General features: G+C 66.8%; 17 protein-coding genes. 10 read left to right on the top strand and 7 right to left on the bottom strand.

What is annotated here, in order from left to right:
* Positions 1-169 precede the first annotated feature (169 nt).
* Positions 170-5,473, bottom strand: a complete 5,304-nt coding sequence (locus V5F84_RS13645) for an apolipoprotein A-IV repeat region-like domain-containing protein (RefSeq protein WP_394044800.1) — start codon at positions 5,471-5,473, stop codon at positions 170-172.
* Positions 5,474-5,779: 306 nt separating this feature from the next.
* On the opposite strand from V5F84_RS13645, the gene V5F84_RS13640 reads away from it, so the two are divergent.
* Positions 5,780-6,100 carry a 2Fe-2S iron-sulfur cluster-binding protein gene (locus tag V5F84_RS13640; protein ID WP_394044798.1) on the top strand — a complete coding sequence of 107 codons (321 nt, stop codon included), beginning with the start codon at positions 5,780-5,782 and terminating at the stop codon, positions 6,098-6,100.
* Here V5F84_RS13640 and V5F84_RS13635 read toward each other — a convergent pair.
* Positions 6,097-7,038, bottom strand: a complete 942-nt coding sequence (locus V5F84_RS13635) for an IS481 family transposase (RefSeq protein ID WP_509277113.1) — start codon at positions 7,036-7,038, stop codon at positions 6,097-6,099. The genes V5F84_RS13640 and V5F84_RS13635 overlap by 4 nt on opposite strands.
* Before the next feature lie 262 nt (positions 7,039-7,300).
* Here V5F84_RS13635 and murI point away from each other — a divergent pair, with 262 nt between their 5' ends.
* Together murI and V5F84_RS13625 are read left to right on the top strand one after the other, a co-directional pair.
* Positions 7,301-8,122: a glutamate racemase gene (gene murI, locus V5F84_RS13630; protein ID WP_394043543.1), complete on the top strand. Its 822-nt coding sequence runs from the start codon at positions 7,301-7,303 to the stop codon at positions 8,120-8,122.
* A gap of 21 nt (positions 8,123-8,143) precedes the next feature.
* The gene (locus V5F84_RS13625; RefSeq protein WP_394043355.1) at positions 8,144-9,388 is read left to right on the top strand and encodes a lytic murein transglycosylase; all 1,245 of its coding nucleotides are present in this window, start codon (positions 8,144-8,146) and stop codon (positions 9,386-9,388) included.
* Here V5F84_RS13625 and V5F84_RS13620 read toward each other — a convergent pair.
* Positions 9,343-10,098, bottom strand: coding sequence for a type 1 glutamine amidotransferase (locus V5F84_RS13620; RefSeq protein WP_394043356.1), 756 nt, complete (start codon positions 10,096-10,098; stop codon positions 9,343-9,345). The two genes, V5F84_RS13625 and V5F84_RS13620, sit on opposite strands and share 46 nt — an antisense overlap.
* Before the next feature lie 281 nt (positions 10,099-10,379).
* Between V5F84_RS13620 and rpsD the strand changes: the two genes are divergently transcribed.
* Positions 10,380-10,997 carry a 30S ribosomal protein S4 gene (rpsD, locus tag V5F84_RS13615; protein ID WP_394012340.1) on the top strand — a complete coding sequence of 206 codons (618 nt, stop codon included), beginning with the start codon at positions 10,380-10,382 and terminating at the stop codon, positions 10,995-10,997.
* A gap of 99 nt (positions 10,998-11,096) precedes the next feature.
* Here the strand turns inward: rpsD and V5F84_RS13610 are convergent, their stop codons facing one another.
* The 3 genes from V5F84_RS13610 to V5F84_RS13600 form a co-directional block, all read right to left on the bottom strand.
* Entirely contained in the window at positions 11,097-11,774 is a 678-nt protein-coding gene (locus V5F84_RS13610) for an MgtC/SapB family protein (protein WP_394043357.1), read from the bottom strand.
* Positions 11,775-11,835: 61 nt separating this feature from the next.
* The gene (locus tag V5F84_RS13605) at positions 11,836-12,294 is read right to left on the bottom strand and encodes an SH3 domain-containing protein (RefSeq protein WP_394043358.1); all 459 of its coding nucleotides are present in this window, start codon (positions 12,292-12,294) and stop codon (positions 11,836-11,838) included.
* A gap of 163 nt (positions 12,295-12,457) precedes the next feature.
* A complete protein-coding gene (locus V5F84_RS13600; RefSeq protein WP_394043359.1) occupies positions 12,458-12,781 on the bottom strand; it encodes a DUF1476 domain-containing protein in 324 nt (107 codons plus the stop codon).
* Between the two features lie 260 nt (positions 12,782-13,041).
* Here V5F84_RS13600 and purC point away from each other — a divergent pair, with 260 nt between their 5' ends.
* The 6 genes from purC (at position 13,042) to grxD (ending at position 18,105) form a co-directional block, all read left to right on the top strand.
* Positions 13,042-13,836 carry a phosphoribosylaminoimidazolesuccinocarboxamide synthase gene (gene purC, locus V5F84_RS13595; protein WP_394043360.1) on the top strand — a complete coding sequence of 265 codons (795 nt, stop codon included), beginning with the start codon at positions 13,042-13,044 and terminating at the stop codon, positions 13,834-13,836.
* 71 nt (positions 13,837-13,907) lie between these two features.
* Positions 13,908-14,150: a phosphoribosylformylglycinamidine synthase subunit PurS gene (gene purS, locus V5F84_RS13590; protein ID WP_394043361.1), complete on the top strand. Its 243-nt coding sequence runs from the start codon at positions 13,908-13,910 to the stop codon at positions 14,148-14,150.
* A gap of 268 nt (positions 14,151-14,418) precedes the next feature.
* Positions 14,419-15,120, top strand: a complete 702-nt coding sequence (gene purQ / locus V5F84_RS13585; protein WP_394043362.1) for a phosphoribosylformylglycinamidine synthase subunit PurQ — start codon at positions 14,419-14,421, stop codon at positions 15,118-15,120.
* Positions 15,121-15,157: 37 nt separating this feature from the next.
* A complete protein-coding gene (purL, locus tag V5F84_RS13580; protein ID WP_394043544.1) occupies positions 15,158-17,365 on the top strand; it encodes a phosphoribosylformylglycinamidine synthase subunit PurL in 2,208 nt (735 codons plus the stop codon).
* Positions 17,366-17,411: 46 nt separating this feature from the next.
* Entirely contained in the window at positions 17,412-17,651 is a 240-nt protein-coding gene (locus V5F84_RS13575) for a BolA family protein (protein ID WP_394043363.1), read from the top strand.
* A 115-nt stretch (positions 17,652-17,766) separates the two neighbouring features.
* Positions 17,767-18,105 carry a Grx4 family monothiol glutaredoxin gene (grxD, locus tag V5F84_RS13570; RefSeq protein ID WP_348848106.1) on the top strand — a complete coding sequence of 113 codons (339 nt, stop codon included), beginning with the start codon at positions 17,767-17,769 and terminating at the stop codon, positions 18,103-18,105.
* A 79-nt stretch (positions 18,106-18,184) separates the two neighbouring features.
* Here grxD and purB read toward each other — a convergent pair whose 3' ends face one another.
* Complete coding sequence (gene purB / locus V5F84_RS13565; RefSeq protein WP_394043364.1) at positions 18,185-19,492, bottom strand: adenylosuccinate lyase; 1,308 nt, start codon at positions 19,490-19,492, stop codon at positions 18,185-18,187.
* Positions 19,493-19,631 lie beyond the last annotated feature (139 nt).

The raw sequence follows: 19,631 nt of genomic DNA, 5'->3' as shown, positions 1-19,631 counted from the left end.
ATCTTCCTCCCGCGTCGGGCATCCGCCCGTGCGGCACAGGATGGGCGCGGCACGCTGCTGACCCGTCCGACGATCCCACCGCGCGGATCAGCCGGCGCTGGGCCGGACATGAAAAAGGGCGGGATCGCTCCCGCCCGTCTTCAGATGCCCCAGTGCGCCCGGTCCGGTGTCAGTCGAACCGCCCCGCCGCGTGGGCCAGCATGGTGTAGACCTTGCCGGTGTCCGAGGTGAGATAGGTCTTGGTGAGGACATTGCCCCGGTCGTCCGCCGCCACCTGATCGAGCAGGCGCTCGAATTCGGCCACATAGCGGTCCACGATCTCGTGGAACTCGGCGTCCGCGCGATATTTGCGGCGCAGTTCCTCGAAGGTCTGCTGACCCTGCATCGTGTAGAGCTTGCGCGTGAAGACGTTGCGCTCGCCGCGCTTGTAGCGCTCCCACAGCTCCACCGCCGCCTGATGATCGATCATGCGGGCGATATCGACCGAGAGCGAATCCAGCGACTCGATGGTGTGGTGATGCGGCCGGTCGCGGGTCGGGCGCGGAGCGGGACGCACCGGCTCCGGCTTCGGGTCCAGCTTGGCTTCCGCCAGATCCCCGGACGCGCGCGCCAGAAGCTCGGAGAGCCAGCCCTCGCGGGCATTGTCCTCGGTCTCGCGCTGTTGGGGCGCGCGGGCGAGGGGACGCGGGTCTGGCGTCCGTTCGGCGACCGGCTCCGGCCGGCGGGGCGCCGGACGGCGGTTCGGTTCGAAGGGGCCGACCGGTCCGCTCGGCGGCTCGGCGCGGGTGCGCACGGGCTGCACGGGCTCCGGGCGTGCGTCGCGCGGTTGCTCACGGGCCGGCTCGCGGCGCGTCTCGCGCACGGCGGTGTCCCGGGCAATGGGATCGCGCGGGGCAACCGATGCGGCTTCCCGTGCGATGACCCGGCCCGCAGGCGCGGCCACATCGGCGGCCTGCCCCTGCCGGGCCACGATCTCGTTGAGTTCCGCCAAGGCCTTGATCTGCTCGGCCACCGCGCGCCGCATGGTGGCGGCGCTGGCCTCGGTTTCGGCCGGCAGTTCGAGAATGCCGCGCTTCATTTCCTCGCGCGCCAGCTCGATGGACTGCTGCACTTCCTGGGCCGCGCCCTTCAGTTCGCGGGCGACATCGTTGAAGCGGCGGCCGGTATCCTCGAACAGGCCGTTCACGTCAGTCAGCGCGGATTGGTAGGTGCTGGTCAGCGCCTGCATCATGCGCTCGCGCTCGGCATCCGAGCTGGTGCGCATGCGCTCCATCTGGCTTTCCAGCGCCTTCGAGGAGGTGCTGGCCGAATCCGCGACGATGGCGGCGATTTCCCTGGCCCGCTTTTGCGCCGTCTGGAGCGATTGCTCCAGCGTGCCGTGGAAGCCCTGGAGCCGGTCGTCCAGGTCCTGCACGCGCTCGGTGAGGGAGGCGGCCAGTTGGTCGATGGCCACGCGCCGGTTGGTGAGGGTCTGATCCACCTGCTCGTGGCTCTGCCCCAGCTGTTCGGACGCGGCGCGCACCAGGCGGCCTTGTTCCTCGAAGCGGGTGGTGAGGCCGGCGATATCCTTCAAGGCCCCCTGGGTGAGGGTCCGCAGGGTCTGAACCTGCGCATCCATCTGCCCCAGGGTCGCGCTCGCCGCATCGCCCATCAGCCCCACGGAGCTTTCGAGCGCCTTCACCTGGTCGGCGAAGCCGCCCTCGAACTGGGTCAGCGAGGCCACCACATTGCCCATGGCCTGCTGGAAGGTGCCGTTGGCGGTGTTGAGCCGTTCCACGATGCCTTCCACCTCGGCCTGGAGCGTGCCGTGGGTGGAGGTGATCTGCGCCACCGCGCTTTCGCCGGTGGTCCGCAGGGCGGTGACGAAGCTGTCGCTCTTGGACTCGATCAGATCGCCGATCTCGTTGAGGCGTGCGCCGAGGATCGCCGAGACGCTGTCGGCCTGGATCGAAAGGCCGCGCCCGACATTGTCCGCGAGCTGCACCAGATTGCGCTCCACCGTTCCGGCTTCGCTCGACATCTGGCTGGTCACCGCCTCCACGCGGCTGGCGAGGCTTTCCGCGACGGCGAGGCTGCGCTGTTCCAGCCCCTCGGTCACCTCGGCCAGGCGGCCGGTCACCAGATCCTCGATGCGCGCCACACGGCCGTCGAGCATGGCGGCGATTTCGTCCGCCCGGGTGCCGATGGTGCGGCTGGCGAAGTTCGCGCGTTCGCCCACCATGTCGCTGAGCGCGCGGCTGCGCGTCGCGAAGAAGGAGTCGAGCTGGTTCAGCGATTGGTCGAGCGCCGCATTGGTGGCGTCCGTGCCCTCGGCAAGGGCCTGGGTGATATGGGCCGTGCGCGCGGCCACCTTCTCGGCGATGCTGTCCGCCCGCTCGCCGAAGAAGGCGTCCAGGGATTCCAGCGATTGGTCGAGCGCCGCGCCGGTGGAGCGGGTGCCTTCGGTGAGCGTGCGGGCGATGTCCGCGGTGCGGTTCGTCAGCGTGTCGCTCAGGCTTTCCGAGCGCTGGTTGAAGAAGGCTTCCAGCGTATCGAGCGATTGTTCCACCGCCGCGTGGGTGGCGCGGGTGCCCTCGCTCAACGCGCGGGTGATGTCCGTGGTCCGGCTCGCCAAGGCCTCGGTGAGGGTCTGGCTGCGCTGGGTGAACAGACCGTTGAGCGTGTCCAGCGATTGTTCGACCGACGCCTTGGCGGTGCGGGTGCCTTCCGCGATCACGCGGTCGATCTCGCTGGTCCGGCTGTCCAAGGCCTCGGTGAGGCTCTGGCTGCGCTCGGCGAACATGCCGTTGAGCGTGTCCAGGGACTGTTCCACCGCCGCCTGGGTCGCGCGGGTTCCCTCGGCGATCAGGCGGTCGATCTCGCCGGTGCGGCTTTCCAGCGCCTCGGTGAGGCTCTGGCTGCGCTGGCCGAACATTTCGTTCAGGGACTCGAGCGACTGTTCCACCGCCGCGCGCGTCGTGCGGGCGCTGTCGGCGATGGTGCCGCTGATTTCACCGGCCCGGTTCGCCAGCTCTTCGCTGAGCGCCTGGGTGCGTTCGGTGAAGAAGGCATCGAGGCTCGACAGCGTGCCGTCCAGCGCGACCTGGCTGGAACGGGTACCGTCCGCGAGCAGCTTGGTGATCTCCGCGGTGCGGTCGGCGAGGGCGTCGGTGAGGTTTTCGGCGCGCGCGTCGATGGTCTGGGTGATGCGGGCGACGCGCTCGTCCAGGCTCGCCGTCGCGGATTGGGCGGCGGCTCCGAAACGCGCGTCCATGGTTTCGAGCGTGCCGCGCAGCGTCTCGTTGAGGGCATCCACCTGATTGGCGATGCCGTCCACCAGCGCCGGCGCATGTTCGCGCAGCGCGCTGTCGAAGGTGCTGACGCCATCCCGCACGGCCCGGGCCATCAAGGTGCTGTCGCGGCCGATGCGCTCGGCGAGTTCGCCGCCGCGCACCGTGATGGTTTCATCCAGCGCCTTCAGGCGCCCGTCGAGCATGTCCTCGATGGCTTCGCTCTTGGCGGTGATGGTGGTCACGAGCATGTCGGCGGTTTCGCTGAAGGCTTGCGTCACCTTGCTGCCGCGCTCACCGATGGCCTCGGTGACCTCGCTGCCGACGGCGCCCAGCCGGTCGGTCATGTCGGTGCCGGCGCGGGTGAGGGATTCGGCGATCTCGTCGCCCTTCTGCACCAGCGACTCGGTCACCTGAACGCCGCTGCGCTCCAGGGCCTGCGCCAGGCGGTCACCGGTATCGGCGAGGCGATCCTGCAACGCGTCGCTCTGGGCGGCGATGGTTTCGTGGATGCGATTGCCGGTGGTCTCGATGCGGTCGGCGAAATCGCCGCCGTGGAGCGAGATGGTCTCGGCCACGCGGGCGCCGGTCTCTTCGAGCTTGCGCACGATGTCGCCGCCACGGGTGGAGAACTCCAGCGCCATGGTGTCGCCGGTGCGACGCAGCGTGTCGGTGACGTCGCTGACGCGCTGGGCGATCTCCTCGGTGATCTGGGCGCTGTTGGCGTTGAGGGTGTCGGCGATGACGGTGCGGGTGGATTCGACGCCGGAATAGACCTCGTCGCTCCAGCGCGAGACCAGGAGCGACACTTCCGTGGTCGCCGATATCAGCGAGGCGCTGAGATCGTCGGTGCGCGCCTTGAGCGTGCCTTCCAGCTTCTCGCTGGCCTGGGTCAGGTCGGCGCGCAATTCGGTGCCGGTCATCTGCAGGCGGTCGATCACCTCGTTGCTCTTGGCGTGGATGCCGTCGGCCACGGTGTCGCCCACGCGGGTGAGGGTCTCGACCATCTGCTCGCCCTTTTCGGCGAACATCTCGCCGGCGCGGTCGGCGGCCGCGAAGATATTCTCCTGCATCCGGTCGGCGGTATCGTTCAGGTCGGCCACGCGGGCCGCCATGTCGGCGCTGAGGCGGGCGCTGTTGGCCGCGAGCGTGTCGGCGATGACGGTGCGCGTGGTCTCGACGTTCGTGCTGACGTCCTCGCTCCAGCGCGAAATCATGCTGGCGAGTTCGCCGCTGGAGCTGAGCAGGCTGGCGTTCAGTTCCTCGGTGCGGCTCTTGAGCGCGCCTTCCAGGCGTTCGCTGGAGCGGGTGAGATTGTCGAGGATTTCCCCGCCGCGCTGGGAGAACACGTCCGTGACGCGCTCGGCGGCGGTGAGCACGCCGCTTTCCACCCGGTCGGCGATTTCCTTGATGTCGGTGGAGAGCAGGCTGTCGGCATCCATGATGCCTTCACGCAGCCGGTCGGTGTGGATCAGGATGTTCTGGCGCTCGGCCTGAAGCTCCTCGATCAGGTTGCGGATGCGGATCTCGTTGCCTTCATAGGCCCGTTCGAGGATCGAGACCTCGTTGCGGACCACGGCTTCCAGCTCGGCGGCGCGGGCGACCGCGCGATCGAGGCCCTCGCCCATGGCCGCCACTTCGCGGCGCACCGCCTGGCCGACCGACACCACCGCATCGGTGCCGAGGGATTCCGGCTGCGCGAGGCGCAGCGCCACCTCGGTCATGGAGCGGGCGATCAATTGCAGGTCGCGCGAGCGGCGGATCATCGCGGCCATGGCGAAGAAGGCGAGGGGCGGCAGGACGAGGCCCGCGAGGATCGTCAGAAGCGCGGGGGAGGCGAGAATTGCGCTGACGCCGCTGGCATCGGCAAACGCCGTGGAATGGGAGGCGACGGCATAGGCGACGCCGAAGGCGATCCACACCACCGAGACCGCGAGTGCCCACCAGAGCGGTGCGGCCGAGGAGCGGCGCTGCAACTGGCTGAGCAATTGACCGACGGTCTGGCGATCATCATTGGCGGCGCGCCGGCCGGCGACATCGACCCTCGGACGGCGCCCGGGCGACTTTCCATCCCGGCTTGGCGGCGCCGGCCGCTCGTCCGTGGGAGGCGCAACCTCCGTCTCGTCGAGGGGCAGGGTCAACGCCTCCTGGATCGCCGAGAGGGCGGCCTCCGTGGGATCCTGGATCTTCTTCGGGGTCTTCATGGTGGCCGTTCGCCTCTGTCGCGGGGATGGATGCGCATGCACGTCCATCGCCCGAACTTCGCTCGAAATCGTCGGGTCGCGGAGAGCAAGCGCCTTCCTGAACCAGACGGTTTACCTTACCTTATCTTAACTATGACCGGGTGGTGATTGGAACCATGCCCGGCCACACATATGAAGATATCGTTAACAGGCGCGCCGTCTTAAGTCTGGCCTTGCAGATCGGCGGCCGTTATAGCCGCGCCAGTGGGCGTGCACGCCGTCGCCTGCCGGGGAACCTGTGGGACTGAGCGAGAGACTGAGCAAGACATGCCGCGCATTACATTCGTTTCCTTTGATGGTGTCGCCCGGACCTTCACCGCGCCGGAAGGCAGTACCGCCATGGAGGTCGCCGTCCGCCATCTCGTGCCCGGCATCGATGCGGAGTGCGGCGGCGCCTGCTCCTGTGCCACCTGCCATGTCTATGTGGACGAAGCATGGCGCGAGGCGGTGGGAGAGCCCCAGGGCATGGAAGAGGACATGCTCGATTTCGCCCGCGACGTGCGCCCCACTTCGCGCCTGTCCTGCCAGATCGTGCTGGATGCGAAGCTGGACGGGCTCATTCTGCACACGCCGGAATTCCAGGGCTAACTGTCGTTTCCAAGAAGGTTGTTCAGCCTTTTCCAAGGTGGCAGTCCGCCGAGAGCGGTGTGGGGTCTGGAGAGATTGTAGGTGTCTGCCCAGGTGTGGGCGGCGGCCGCCCGTTCCCTTGAGGAGCAATAGGGCCTGGCGTAGGCCCACTCGCGCAGGGATGTCTGGATGAAGCGCTCGGCCTTGCCGTTAGTGCGCGGGGTGTAGGGGCGGGTGCGGACGTGACGGGCGCCGGCGTCCCGCAAGGCATCGGCGAATAGCCTGGAGCGATAGGCCGAGCCGTTGTCGGTCATCACCCGCTGGACGGTGATGCCGTGGCGGGCATACCAGGCCAGGGCCCGCCGCAGGAAGCCGGTGGCATCCTCGCGCCCCAGGCTCGGCAGCAGCTCGACATAGGCCAGGCGCGAGGCGTCATCGACGGCGACGTGCAGGTGTTCGTAGCCGATCCCCCGGGCCCGGTGATGGCCCGCATGCTGGCCGGTGATGCGGTGGCCGATCCCATCGATCCGGCCCAGGCTCTTGATGTCCATGTGGATAAGTTCGCCGGGCGCCGCCTTCTCGTAGCGGACGACCACAGGTTTGGGGTCCAGCGCCGAGAGCCGGCCCAGTCCCAAGCGCCGCAGGACCGCCCCAACCGTGGAGCGCGCCATGCCGAGCAAGGCTGCGATCTGGGGGCCGCTCATGCGCTGGCGCCGGAGCCGCTCGATCTCGGCCACCCGCCCTGCCGGCGTGGCACGGGGACATCGGCGGGGCGCCGAGCTGCGGTCACAATGCCGGCCCGCGCCCCCTCGCCGATGCCGGCCCAGCCACTTGTAGGCCGTTCGCACCGATACACCAGCAGCGGCCGCCGCCGACCGTACGCGCCAGCCCGTCTCTATCCGATCCACAAGCAGGGCTCGACCCGACGGTGTCAGCCGGGCATTCTTATGAACGTTCATCCGGGAAGCTCCGGCTCAGGGTTGGTTGGCTCGCAACCCCAGCTTCTCAGCCAAGCTCCGGATGAACAACCTTCATAGCTTCGACAGCTAACGCACCCTCCGGCCGAGCTGTCCTGTCAAAGCCATCGGGGAATGCCGGAGCGGCCGCGCGCGCCGCTCATGCTTCTTTTACGCCTCGCAGCCACAATATCGCCCGGGGCGACGAGGATACACCATGGCAAGAGTCACCGCTTCGGCCGAGAGATACGCTGCCGTGCCGTCCATGAGTTTTCACCCGCCGACCATCCTGGTGTTCGATTCCGGGCTTGGCGGCCTGTCCGTTTTTCGTGAAATCACACGGCTGCGGCCGGACGCCCATTATGTGTATGCGGCGGACGATGCCGGGTTCCCCTATGGGGCCCTCAGCGATTCCGCGCTTTCGGGCCGCGTCTGCGATGTGATGGACGGCCTGCTGCCGGCCGTGCGCCCCGATATCGTGGTGGTCGCGTGCAACACGGCGTCCACCCTGGCCCTGCCGGTTCTGCGGGCGCGCTACGGCGTGCCCTTCGTCGGCACCGTGCCCGCCATCAAGCCGGCCTGCGCCGCCTCCGTATCCCGGCGGGTGAGTGTGCTCGCGACGCCCGGCACCGTGCGGCGCGACTATACCAATGCCCTGATCCGCGAATTCGCCAGCGCCTGCGCGGTGTCTCTCGTGCCGAGCGAGCGATTGGCGGGCATCGCCGAATCCCTCATCCAGGGGATTGCGGTGGACGACGCGGATATCCGCGCGGAGATCGCCCCCTGCTTCGTGCGCGACGCCGGCGGGCGCACCGACACCGTGGTTCTGGCCTGTACCCATTATCCGCTGATCCTCGACCATCTGCGCCGGTTCGCACCGTGGCCTGTCGCCTGGGTGGACCCCGCGGAAGCGATCGCGCGGCGGGTCGTGTCGCTGCTCGGCCCCACGGCGTTCGCCGGCAGCCCGGGTCCGGTGCGGCTCATTTCAACGGGCCGTGCTCTCGATGCCGCGCTGGTCGGCGGTCTCGTGCAGCGCCGGGTCGAGATGCCGGAGATTTTGCCGACCCGCCTCGCTGTGGCATCCTAGCCGCCCATCAGGAACACCATCGTGACCCTCAAGCTGGACCGCCGCACCTTCACGACGGGCCTCATCGGCGCGGGTCTTTCGGGTGTCCTAGCGTCATCTTCGCTGGCGCAAAGCGCCGCCCAGCCCTTTGGGGCCTGGGTGCAGAAATTTCGCGCGCGGGCCCAGGCGCGCGGAGTTTCCGACCAGGTCTACGACCGCGTGTTCGCCGAGGTGGTGCCGGACAAGAGCGTCTATGCCCAGGATCGCTCGCAGCCCGAGTTCCAGGAGCAGACCTGGCAATATCTCAACCGCCGGGTCTCCGATTGGCGCATCGCCACCGGAAAGAAGCGGGCAGCGGAATATGCCGCGCTGCTCGGCCGGATCGAGGCGGACTTCGGCGTCGATCGGCGCATCATGCTCGGCTATTGGGGCATGGAATCGGCCTTCGGCGACGTGGTCGATAATCCCAAGCACATGAAGCCGGTGTTCAATTCGCTCTCGGCCCTGGCCTGGGGCGAGCCGCGCCGGCGCTCCTATTGGGAAGCCGAACTGCTCAACGCCCTGGTGATCGTCCAGCGGGGCTGGGGCACGCCGAGCGAGATGGTCGGCTCCTGGGCCGGCGCCATGGGGCATACCCAATGGATGCCGGAAGTCTGGCTCAACATGGGCGTGGATTATGACGGCAACGGCCGCATCTCGCCGTTCGGCAAGCCCGACGACGCCCTCGCCGGTACCGCCAATTACATTCTGAAGCGCGGCAAATACCGGCGTGGGGAGCCCTGGGGCTTCGAGGCACGGCTTCCGGCCGGCTTCAACATGGCGCAGGCCGACGGCAAGACCACGCGGACCCTCGCCGGCTGGGGCGGGCTCGGCGTCACCACCATCGATGGCCAGTCGCTCGCCGGCTATGACGACAATGCCCGGCTGTGGCTTCCCGGCGGCCCGGGCGGCCCGGCGCTGCTGCTGCTCCACAATTTCTATGCCGTGCGCTCCTACAATCCCTCGTCCAATTATGCGCTGGCGGTGGTGCATCTCGGCGACCGGGTGATGGGGGAAGGGCCTTTCGAAACCCCCTGGCCCGGCGGCGAGCGGCCTTTGACCTTGCCGGAGATCCAGGAGATCCAGCAACGGCTGACCGCCATCGGCTTCAACACCGGCGGCACCGACGGGCGGGTGGGGCAGGACACCATGCGCGCGGTGCGCGGCTTCCAGCAGAAAGTCGGTCTCTCGCCGGCGGACGGCTATCCGGGAATCGCCGTGCTGGAGGCGCTGCGCAAGGCGCGGTGAGCGTCGACCACCGCGCGGAAATTGCGATAGAGCCGCTGCGCTTCTGCCTTGAAGAGTGGCAGGAGGTGCGCGACATCCTGCTCCAGGATCGCCTGACCGCCTTCGCCGGTGAGGCTTTCGAGCGCGCAGCGATATTCGTCGATGACCCCCCATTCGGGGACCGTCTCCTCCGTCAGCTCCACATGATACTGGATGCCGAAGGCGCTCGCCCCCACTTGCAGCGCCTGAATGGGGCAGTGCGCGTTGTCGGCGAGCACGACGGCGCCTTCGGGCGGCACGGTGACGGCGGCGCCATGCCATTGCAGTGTGGGAAAGCGGGACGCAGCGCCCGCAAACAAGGGCGAGGCCGCGCCCTCCGCGGTGAGCGTGACATCGCGCACGCCGACTTCCGGCGTCGGCATGAGAGCGACGCTGCCGCCCAGGGCATCCGCCAGCAATTGATGGCCGAAGCAGATGCCGAGATAGGGGCGCCCCGCGCGCACCCAGTCGCGGATCGCCTGCTTTTCCGCGATGAGCCAGGGGTGTTCCGCTTCCTGCCACACGTCCATGGGGCCGCCGAACACCAGGAGCGCGTCGTAGGGCGCAAGGTCGGGAATGGCTTCCCCTTCGTCCAGCTCGACGGCATCCCATTGGACGCCGTCGGCCGCCATGAATTCCCGGAAGCTTCCGGGATGCTCGGCGGCGGCATGCTGAAAGACCAGGATCTTCATGTCGCCGCGCTCCCCTGACGATATTGTTGCATCGCAAAATACGCCAAGGGGCGGCGCCGGCAAAGCACCATGCGTTGACAGCGCCGCCATCTGCGACTAGAAGCCCCGTTCTCGCTGGGTGAGCAATCCCCCGGCGGGAAGGCTATTTGGCGTTTCACGCACCCGTGGACCTACGGCAGCGCGCCGCAGGACCTGTCAGCGGATTTCGAACGTGTTCGAGAACCGCAGAGGAGGGGTCGCGATCCGAACCCAATGAAAACGAAACTAAGGATCCGCGTTACATGAGCAAGCGCATTGCGGCGAAGCATAAGATCGATCGCCGTATGGGTGAAAACATTTGGGGCCGCCCGAAGAGCCCCGTCAATCGCCGCGAATACGGTCCCGGCCAGCACGGCCAGCGCCGCAAGGGCAAGCTTTCGGACTTCGGCGTGCAGCTGCGCGCCAAGCAGAAGCTGAAGGGCTATTACGGCTCCATCGGCGAGAAGCAGTTCTACGCCGTCTATGTGGAAGCCTCCCGCCTCAAGGGCGACACCGGCGCCAATCTGATCGGCCTGCTCGAGCGTCGTCTCGATGCGGTGGTCTATCGCGCGAAGTTCGTCCCCACCGTGTTCGCCGCCCGCCAGTTCGTGAGCCACGGCCACGTCAAGGTGAACGGCCGCCGCGTCAACATCCCGTCCTACCTGGTGAAGGTCGGCGACGTGATCGAGGTGAAGGATTCCTCCAAGCAGCTCGCTCTGGTGCTGGAAGCTTCCCAGCTCGCCGAGCGTGACGTGCCGGACTTCCTGGAAGTCGACCATAACAAGATGGCTGCCACCTTCGTGCGCATCCCCGAGCTCAATGAAGTGCCGTACCCGGTGCAGATGGAGCCGAATCTGGTCGTCGAATTCTATTCGCGCTGATCCAACCGATCGCGAGATTTCGGAAAGGCCGCCCTCGGGCGGCCTTTTCTGCTTCTGAAGCCTCCGCTGTTTCCGGGGGAAGCAAAGTGGACGTCGAGCCTAGGCTTCCCAGTCCAGCTGCAAGACGCCCGGTCTGGAGGCGAGCATCTCCAGCAGCGCAGGGGTCTGCGCGCCGCTCCGGCTCGACCACCACAGGTCGAAATGCAATTCCCGCTGTCCGCTCACCGGCTCCACGCGAAGCGAATAGTGGCGCACCTTCATGGCCGCCTCTTCGAGAAGCAGGCGGACGGCCGCTTCCGACGGCCCGTCGCGCCCGATCACCAGGCTGAGCTTGACCGCCTTCTTGTGGGCCATGCGCTCCTCGACCCGCTTCAGCCCCCACAAGGTGAGAAGCCCGAGGCCGAGCGCCATCGCGCCCAATGCGAACTGACCTGCGCCGAAGCACAGGCCCATCACCGTGACATACCAGAGGCTGGCCGCCGTGGTGACGCCCAGCGTCAACCCTTCGCGATGGAGCACCGCGCCGGCGCCGATGAAGCCGACGCCCGTGAGAATGCCGAGCGGCAGGCGCATCACGTCGGTCTGCACGAAGGAATCGGGCGTCTTGCCGCTCAGGGTCAGCAGCAGATTCGCGCTGATCATCGCGAGGCAGGCGGCAAGCCCGACGATGATGTTGGTCCGCAACCCCGCGGCCCGTTCCTGCGAGCCGCGATCAAGCCCGATCAGCCCGCAGGCGAGGCGCAGGGCGAGGTCGGCCCAATCGGGGTGAAGCGGCATGACGGGCTCCGGCTGGTGCCCATCCAGCATACAGCACGCGCCCGCGGCGCAAATGCGCGGCCTACCAGGACCAGACGCCGAAGCCGATATAGGGCCCGGGCGCGGGGGGCGGCCCGTAGAAGCGGGGCGGAGGAGGGTAGAACAGCACCGGCGGCGGCGCGGCATAGACCAGCGGGGCCGTCGGCGGCGCGATCACGATCGCCGGTGCGACCGGCACGGGGGAGGGGCCGGGAACCACCACTGTGGGGCCCGGCTGGATATAGGGCGGCGGACCGTCGAAGCCGAGATAGGCCGCCGACACATAGGCCGGGCCGCGCCAGCTGATGCTGCACCATGCCGGCGTGCAGCTGAGGATCTGCACGTTCATGCCGCGCACGAGGCTGCCGATGACCGGATAATTCGTGCCCGGCCCGGCGCGGACGTTCAGATCGCCCAGCACCATCGCGGAATCGGCCTGCGCGAGGGAGACCGGCGCGGCGACACCGAGCACGGCGACCAGGATTCTTATCCACGCCTTCATGAGTCACGCTCCAACTTTGCGCGCCGCGGCACCAAGCTCCGCCGGGAACGGCGGTTGGCCGACAGCCGGGGAGCATCCGGTCCCTTGGGACGGGCTGCTCCCCATTTGCATCGGGAACACTGCGTGAAGCTTGCACTCCAGGTGGAAATGCAAAGCGGGAAGCTCAGCCTTCCGAACGCACTTCCAGCACGGCCTGGGCAAGAAACTCGTCCATGTTCCGGCGAATCTGGTGCTCGGACACCTCGACGCCCTTGGCGTCGAAATCGGTCCGCAGCTTGCGATAGACGTCGTCGTCGCCATGCTCTTCGAGATCGGCGACGACCACTTCCTTGGCATAGGCCTGCGCGTCTTCCTCGGACAGGCCGAGCTTTTCCGCCGCCCACAGGCCGAGCAGCTTGTTGCGCCGCGCCACCGCCTTGAAGCGGATCTCTTCGTCGAGCGCGAATCGCTTTTCGAACCCCTCCTCGCGCTTGTCGAACGTCGTCATGGCAGCCCTCATCTTGACGTTTCCGTGACCGGGGATCGCTCATGTCCGAACGTCACCGTCGCGGCCCTTGAATATAGGCGGCGCCTTCCCAGATCAATGTGACGCAACGGACCGGGACGGCTCATTCAGCCTTGTAGACCCAATACGTTGTATCTGGCGCGCCAATCGGCTAGTGTTCGATCAGGCGCGTTCTGTGCTGCGAAACAGCCCCAGCGCGCCCCGCCAAGGAGCGTCACCGAAAACGGAGCCTTGGCAAACCCATGGATTTCCTCAATCGACGGTATACACCCATGAGCCGCCGCCGCCGCATTTACGAAGGCAAGGCGAAGGTCCTCTATGAAGGCCCCGAGCCTGGAACACTCATCCAGCACTTCAAGGATGATGCCACCGCCTTCAACGCCAAGAAGCACGAAGTGATTGACGGCAAGGGTGTGCTGAACAACCGCATCTCCGAGTATATTTTCTCGCGGTTGAACGACATCGGCGTGCCCACGCACTTCATTCGCCGTTTGAACATGCGCGAGCAGCTGATCCGCGAGGTGGAGATCATCCCGCTGGAGATCGTCGTGCGCAACGTCGCCGCCGGCTCGCTGTCCACCCGCCTGGGCATCGAGGAAGGCACCGCGCTGCCGCGTTCGATCATCGAATTCTACTACAAGAACGACGCGCTGAACGATCCGCTGGTTTCCGAGGAGCATGTCACGGCTTTCGGGTGGGCGACCACCCAGGAGATCGACGACATCATCGCCCTCGCGATCCGCGTGAACGATTTCCTCTCCGGCCTCTTCCTCGGGGTCGGGATTCGCCTGGTCGATTTCAAGATGGAATGCGGCCGGCTGTGGGAAAACGACATGATGCGCATTGTCGTTGCTGACGAGATCAGCCCCGATTCCTGCCGCCTGTGGGACGTGAAGTCGAGCGACAAGCTCGACAAGGACCGGTTCCGTCGTGACTTGGGCGGGCTGGTGGAGGCCTATACGGAGGTCGCGCGCCGGCTCGGCATCATCGCCGAGAACGAGCCGATCCAGGGAACTGGACCGGTCCTCGTCAAGTGAGCTTGTGACCTTTGACCCTAGCTGCTACGCGGGGGCCGAAAGGCCCCCGCTTCTGTTGTGAGTGATGTTCCATGAAGGCGCGCGTTATCGTCACGCTGAAATCCGCAGTGCTCGATCCCCAGGGTAAGGCCATCGAGGGCGCGTTGCGTTCGCTCGGCGTCTCCGGTGTGCAGAGCGTGCGTCAGGGCAAGGTGTTCGACGTGGAGCTGGCCGGCAACGACCGGACGTCCGCCGAAGGAGCCTTGAAGGAGGCGTGCGACCGCCTTCTCGCCAATACCGTGATCGAGACCTATAAGGTCGAGTTCGCAGAGTGACCGGGTTTGTTGTCGTCGCCGCTCGCCAGGAATGCGAACCGGGGACTCAACGAGGGACTCGCCGAGGGACTCATGGCCGATCTTCGCATCGCCCGCCGCCACGATTGCCAACGTGTGCCGGCCTGCCCGGCGGCCCTGTCCGGGGTGGATCTGGCGGCCTCGGTTTCGTGGCCCCATATTGAAATTGTTATAGTCTCCGGCCCCATTTCAGCCAGCACGGCCGCTTGCGCCTCCTGCCGGTTTGAACGCGCGGATATGCACTGATCCCATGAAATCAGCAGTCATTCTCTTCCCTGGATCGAACCGCGAGCACGACGCCGCCCGCGCGCTGAAGCTGGTCGCCGGCTCCAATGTCAACATCGTCTGGCATGGGGAAAGCGAACTGCCCAAGCATACGGACCTCGTCGTCCTGCCCGGCGGCTTCTCCTATGGCGATTATCTGCGCTGCGGGGCGATCGCCGCGCGCGCCAACATCATGGCGGCAGTGCGCGCCCATGCCGAGAGGGGCGGGCTGGTGCTCGGCATCTGCAACGGCTTCCAGATCCTGTGCGAAGCCGGGCTGCTGCCGGGCGTGCTGGTGCGCAACGCCAAGCTGCGCTTTGTCTGCCGGGAAGTGTTCCTGCGGGTGGAACGGGCCGATACGGCGTTCACCCGCGCCTATCGCAAGAATGAACTGCTGCGCATCCCCATCGCCCACGGGGAAGGCAATTATACCGCCGACGAAACCACCATCAAACAATTGGAAGCGGAAGGGCGTATCGCCTTCCGCTACGCCCGTGCCGATGGCCAGATCGACCAGGCCGACGGCCCGAACGGCGCCATCAACGGCATCGCCGGCATCTATTCCGAGAAGCTGAATGTTCTCGGCATGATGCCGCACCCGGAAAACAACATCGAGGCTCAGATCGGGCGGACCGACGGTCGGGGCCTGTTTGAAAGCCTCGCCGCTGCGCTGAAGGCGGCGGCGTAGCCGCCCCGCGCCCTCGGATTGGATCGCACCCGTGAACATGATCCCGAATACCCCGCGCATCACGCCCGAACTGGTGGCCGAGCATGGCCTGAAGCCGGACGAGTATCAGCGCTTCGTCGAATTGATCGGGCGCGAACCCACGATCACCGAGCTCGGCATCGTTTCCGCCATGTGGAACGAGCATTGCTCCTATAAATCCTCGAAGGTCTGGCTGCGCACCCTGCCGACGACCGGCCCGCGCGTGATCCAGGGACCCGGCGAGAATGCCGGCGTGGTGGACATCGGCGGCGGCCTCGCCGTGGTGTTCAAGATGGAGAGCCACAACCACCCCTCCTTCATCGAGCCCTACCAGGGCGCGGGAACGGGGGTCGGCGGCATCCTGCGCGACGTCTTCACCATGGGTGCCCGGCCGATCGCCGCGCTGAACGCCCTGCGCTTCGGCAATTGCCACCACCCGCGCACCCGTCAGCTGTTGGCGGGCGTGGTCGCGGGCATCGGCGGCTATGGCAATTCGTTCGGCGTGCCGACCGTGGGCGGCTCGATCGGCTTCCACGGGCGTTACAACGGCAACATCCTGGTCAATGCCATGGCGGTGGGCCTCGCCAGGAGCAATGAAATCTTCTACGCGGCCGCGGCGGGCGTCGGCCGTTCCATCGTCTATCTCGGCTCGAAGACCGGGCGCGACGGCATCCATGGCGCGACCATGGCCTCGGCCGAGTTCGGCGCCGACGCCGAGGAGAAGCGCCCGACCGTGCAGGTCGGCGACCCGTTCGCGGAAAAGCTGCTGCTGGAAGCCTGCCTGGAGATCATGAAGGCGGGCTGCGTGGTCGCGATCCAGGACATGGGCGCCGCCGGCCTCACCTGTTCCGCGGTCGAGATGGGCGCCAAGGGCGACCTCGGGGTGGAATTGAACCTCGATGCCGTGCCCTGCCGCGAAACCGGCATGAGCGCGTATGAAATGATGCTGTCGGAGAGCCAGGAGCGCATGCTCATGGTGATCGCCGACGGCAAGGAGGCCGAGGCCGAAGCCATTTTCAAGAAATGGGGCCTGGACTTCGCCGTTGTGGGCAAGACCACCGACACCCTGCGCTTCGTGGTGAAGCACAAGGGCGTGGTGGAAGCCGATCTTCCCATCAAGGAACTCGGCGACGAGGCTCCCGAATATTATCGCCCGTTCAATGAGACGCCGCCGCGTCCCGTGCTGACGGCGGCGGATGTGCCGACCAGCGTGACCCTCGCCGACGCCCTGGAGCAGATGCTGTCCTCGCCCGATCTGTGCTCGAAGCGCTGGGTCTGGGAGCAGTATGACCACCTCATTCTCGGCAATACGGTGCAGAAGCCCGGCGGCGACGCGGCCGTGGTGCGTATCGAGGAGGGGCCGAAGGCGCTCGCCCTCACCACGGACGTGACGCCGCGCTATTGCGAGGCCGATCCCTTCGAGGGCGGCAAGCAGGCGGTGGCCGAAGCGTGGCGCAATCTCACCGCCGTGGGCGCGACCCCCATCGCCGTCACCGACAACCTCAATTTCGGCAATCCCGAGAAGCCGGACACGATGGGCCAGTTCGTCGGCTGCGTGAAGGGCATCGGCGCGGCCTGCGAGGCGCTGGATTTCCCGGTCGTCTCGGGCAATGTCAGCCTCTACAACGAGACCAACGGCAAGGGCATCCTGCCGACCCCCACGATCGGCGGCGTCGGGCTGATCGACGACCTCTCCAAGACCATGAGCCTCGCCTTCAAGGCTGCCGGCGAGCCGATCTATGTGATCGGCAAGACCGAGGGCTGGCTCGGCGCCTCGATCTATCTCGGCCTGATCTGCGAACGCGAGGAGGGTGCGCCGCCCCCGGTCGACCTCGTCGCGGAGAAGCGCAACGGCGATTTCGTGCGCGCGCTGATTCTCGACGGCCTCGTGAGCGCCGCCCATGACGTCTCGGACGGCGGTCTTCTGGTGGCGGTCGCCGAAATGGCCATGGCGGGCAATCTCGGCGCCGCCGTGGACAGCCATTGCAACATGGCCCCCCATGCCTTCTGGTTCGGCGAGGATCAGGCGCGCTATGTGGTGACCGCCGCGCACGGGCAGGGCAGCGATATCGTGCGGCGGGCGGAAGCGGCGGGCGTGCCCATCACCAAGATCGGCAAGACCGGCGGCGACCGCTTGATCCTGCCCGGCGATCGCTCAATATTCGTGGAAGCCCTGCGGGATCGTCACGAGAGCTGGCTGCCCATTTACATGAGCTCCATGTCCTGAAGGCCAACGGCTTCGACAGCGGCGCTTCCAGCGAAGGAATACACCCATGGCCATGGATTCTCGCGACATCGAGCGGCTCATCAAGAGCGCGCTGCCCGACGCCCAGATCTCCATCGAGGATCTCGCCGGCGACGGCGACCATTATGCGGCGACCATCGTGTCGGAGGCGTTTCGCGGCAAGAGCCGCGTTCAGCAGCACCAGATGGTCTATGCCGCGCTCCAGGGCAACATGGGCGGCGTGCTCCACGCCCTGGCGCTGAAGACCTCGGCGCCGGCGACGGCCTGAGGGCCTGCGCGCGGCCGTAAAGGATCCATCCGGTGGCATCTTGCGCTTTGCGCGCCGACCACCGATCTTCTCAGGCAGGACGGTCATCACGCCGCCACCAGTGTGGAATTGATCCATGAGCATTCGCGAATTCATCGACCGTGAGGTCAAGGACAACGACGTAGTCGTGTTCATGAAGGGCACGCCGCAGTTTCCCATGTGCGGCTTTTCCGGCCAGGTCGTGCAGATCCTGGACCATGTCGGCGTCGCCTATAAGGGCATCAACGTCCTGGAATCCGACGAGCTGCGTCAGGGCATCAAGGACTATGCCAGCTGGCCGACCATTCCCCAGATCTATGTGAAGGGTGAGTTCCTCGGCGGCTGCGACATCGTGCGCGAGATGTTCCAGGCCGGCGAGTTGATCCCCCTGTTCGAGGAAAAGGGCGTGCCGGTCCGCGACCGCGCCATCGGCTGATTTCGCGCTTCAGCGGTTTTGAAATGAAAATGCCCGGGCAAGCCCGGGCATTTTTGTTTTCGCGGTAGGCGCGCGCGCCTCAGGCGTGGCCGAACACGCGCTTGAAGATGGTATCGGCGTGCTTCAGGTGATAGCCGAGGTCGAACTTCTCGTTGATGTCGTCCTCGCTCAGATATTTGCGCACATCCGCGTCGTTCAGCAGGAAGGTGCGGAAATCGCCTTCGCCGCGCCACACGCGCATCGCGTTGCGCTGGACGAGGCGATAGCTGTCCTCGCGGCTGGCGCCCTTCTGGGTCAGCGCCAGCAGAACGCGCTGCGAATGGATGAGCCCGCCGAGCTTGTCCATGTTCCTCTGCATGTTGTCGGCATGCACCACCAGCTTGTCCACCACGCCGGCGAGCCGGGCCAGGGCGAAGTCCAGCGTCACGGTCGCGTCCGGGCCGATCATGCGCTCGACCGAGGAATGGGAGATGTCGCGCTCGTGCCAGAGCGCCACATTTTCCATGGCCGGCAGCGCATAGGCGCGCACCATGCGGGCCAGGCCGGTGAGGTTTTCGGTGAGCACCGGGTTGCGCTTGTGCGGCATGGCCGAGGAGCCCTTCTGCGCCTCGGAGAAATATTCTTCCGCCTCCAGCACCTCGGTGCGCTGCAGATGGCGGATCTCGGTGGCCAGCCGCTCCACCGAAGAGGCGATCACGCCGAGGGTCGCGAAGAACATGGCGTGGCGGTCGCGCGGGATCACCTGGGTGGAGACGGTCTCCACGCTCAGTCCCATCTTGGCCGCGACATGCTCTTCCACGCGCGGGTCCACATGGGCGAAGGTGCCCACGGCCCCGGAGATGGCACAGGTCGCGATTTCCGCCCGCGCCGCCACCAGCCGCACGCGGGCGCGCTGGAATTCGGCATGGGCGATGGCGAGCTTGATGCCAAAGGTGGTGGGCTCGGCATGGATGCCGTGCGAGCGGCCGACGGTGGGGGTCAGCTTGTGCTCGAACGCGCGGCGCTCCAGCACCGCCAGCAGATGGTCGATGTCGGCGATCAGCAGGTCCGAGGCGCGGGCCAGTTGCACCGCGAGGCAGGTATCCAGCACGTCGGACGAGGTCATGCCCTGGTGCACGAACCGCGCCTCGGGGCCGACGATCTCGGACAGATGGGTGAGGAAGGCGATGACGTCGTGCTTCACCTCGCGCTCGATGGCGTCGATGCGGTCCACGTCGAACTCGGCGTCCCGGCCCAGCGCCCAGATCTTGGCGGCGGCCTCCTTCGGCACGATGCCAAGCTCGGCCATGGCATCGGCGGCATGGGCCTCGATCTCGAACCAGATGCGGAAACGCGCTTCAGGGGACCAGAGGCTGGCCATTTCCGGGCGGCTGTAGCGGGGGATCATCGCGGCGCTCTTTTCGTTTTCGGCAAGGCGAGCCCTGTATCAGATCGGGGCCGCTTTCGGTAGCGCCGCCGACGCCGCCTCCATGTGCGCATTTGCATGCCGCCGGGCCGCGGCGGGCTGGCTTCACGGCGCAATGCCG

The organism is Roseixanthobacter liquoris (assembly GCF_043195135.2).
Classification (GTDB): Bacteria; Pseudomonadota; Alphaproteobacteria; order Rhizobiales; family Xanthobacteraceae; genus NCEH01.
The sequence above is the reverse complement of the archived record's forward strand: the minus strand, read 5'-3'. Positions and strand labels throughout refer to the sequence as shown.

Coding starts and splice junctions, on each gene's coding strand:
- V5F84_RS13605 (WP_394043358.1), bottom strand. CDS start 12,294: ATGAAGGCGTGGATAAGAATCCTGGTCGCCGTGCTCGGTGTCGCCGCG.
- V5F84_RS13600 (WP_394043359.1), bottom strand. CDS start 12,781: ATGACGACGTTCGACAAGCGCGAGGAGGGGTTCGAAAAGCGATTCGCG.
- V5F84_RS13635 (WP_509277113.1), bottom strand. CDS start 7,038: ATGAACGTTCATAAGAATGCCCGGCTGACACCGTCGGGTCGAGCCCTG.
- grxD (WP_348848106.1), top strand. CDS start 17,767: ATGAGCATTCGCGAATTCATCGACCGTGAGGTCAAGGACAACGACGTA.
- purB (WP_394043364.1), bottom strand. CDS start 19,492: ATGATCCCCCGCTACAGCCGCCCGGAAATGGCCAGCCTCTGGTCCCCT.
- V5F84_RS13610 (WP_394043357.1), bottom strand. CDS start 11,774: ATGCCGCTTCACCCCGATTGGGCCGACCTCGCCCTGCGCCTCGCCTGC.
- V5F84_RS13620 (WP_394043356.1), bottom strand. CDS start 10,098: ATGAAGATCCTGGTCTTTCAGCATGCCGCCGCCGAGCATCCCGGAAGC.
- purC (WP_394043360.1), top strand. CDS start 13,042: ATGGATTTCCTCAATCGACGGTATACACCCATGAGCCGCCGCCGCCGC.
- V5F84_RS13645 (WP_394044800.1), bottom strand. CDS start 5,473: ATGAAGACCCCGAAGAAGATCCAGGATCCCACGGAGGCCGCCCTCTCG.
- murI (WP_394043543.1), top strand. CDS start 7,301: ATGAGTTTTCACCCGCCGACCATCCTGGTGTTCGATTCCGGGCTTGGC.
- V5F84_RS13640 (WP_394044798.1), top strand. CDS start 5,780: ATGCCGCGCATTACATTCGTTTCCTTTGATGGTGTCGCCCGGACCTTC.
- purS (WP_394043361.1), top strand. CDS start 13,908: ATGAAGGCGCGCGTTATCGTCACGCTGAAATCCGCAGTGCTCGATCCC.
- rpsD (WP_394012340.1), top strand. CDS start 10,380: ATGAGCAAGCGCATTGCGGCGAAGCATAAGATCGATCGCCGTATGGGT.
- V5F84_RS13575 (WP_394043363.1), top strand. CDS start 17,412: ATGGCCATGGATTCTCGCGACATCGAGCGGCTCATCAAGAGCGCGCTG.
- purQ (WP_394043362.1), top strand. CDS start 14,419: ATGAAATCAGCAGTCATTCTCTTCCCTGGATCGAACCGCGAGCACGAC.
- purL (WP_394043544.1), top strand. CDS start 15,158: ATGATCCCGAATACCCCGCGCATCACGCCCGAACTGGTGGCCGAGCAT.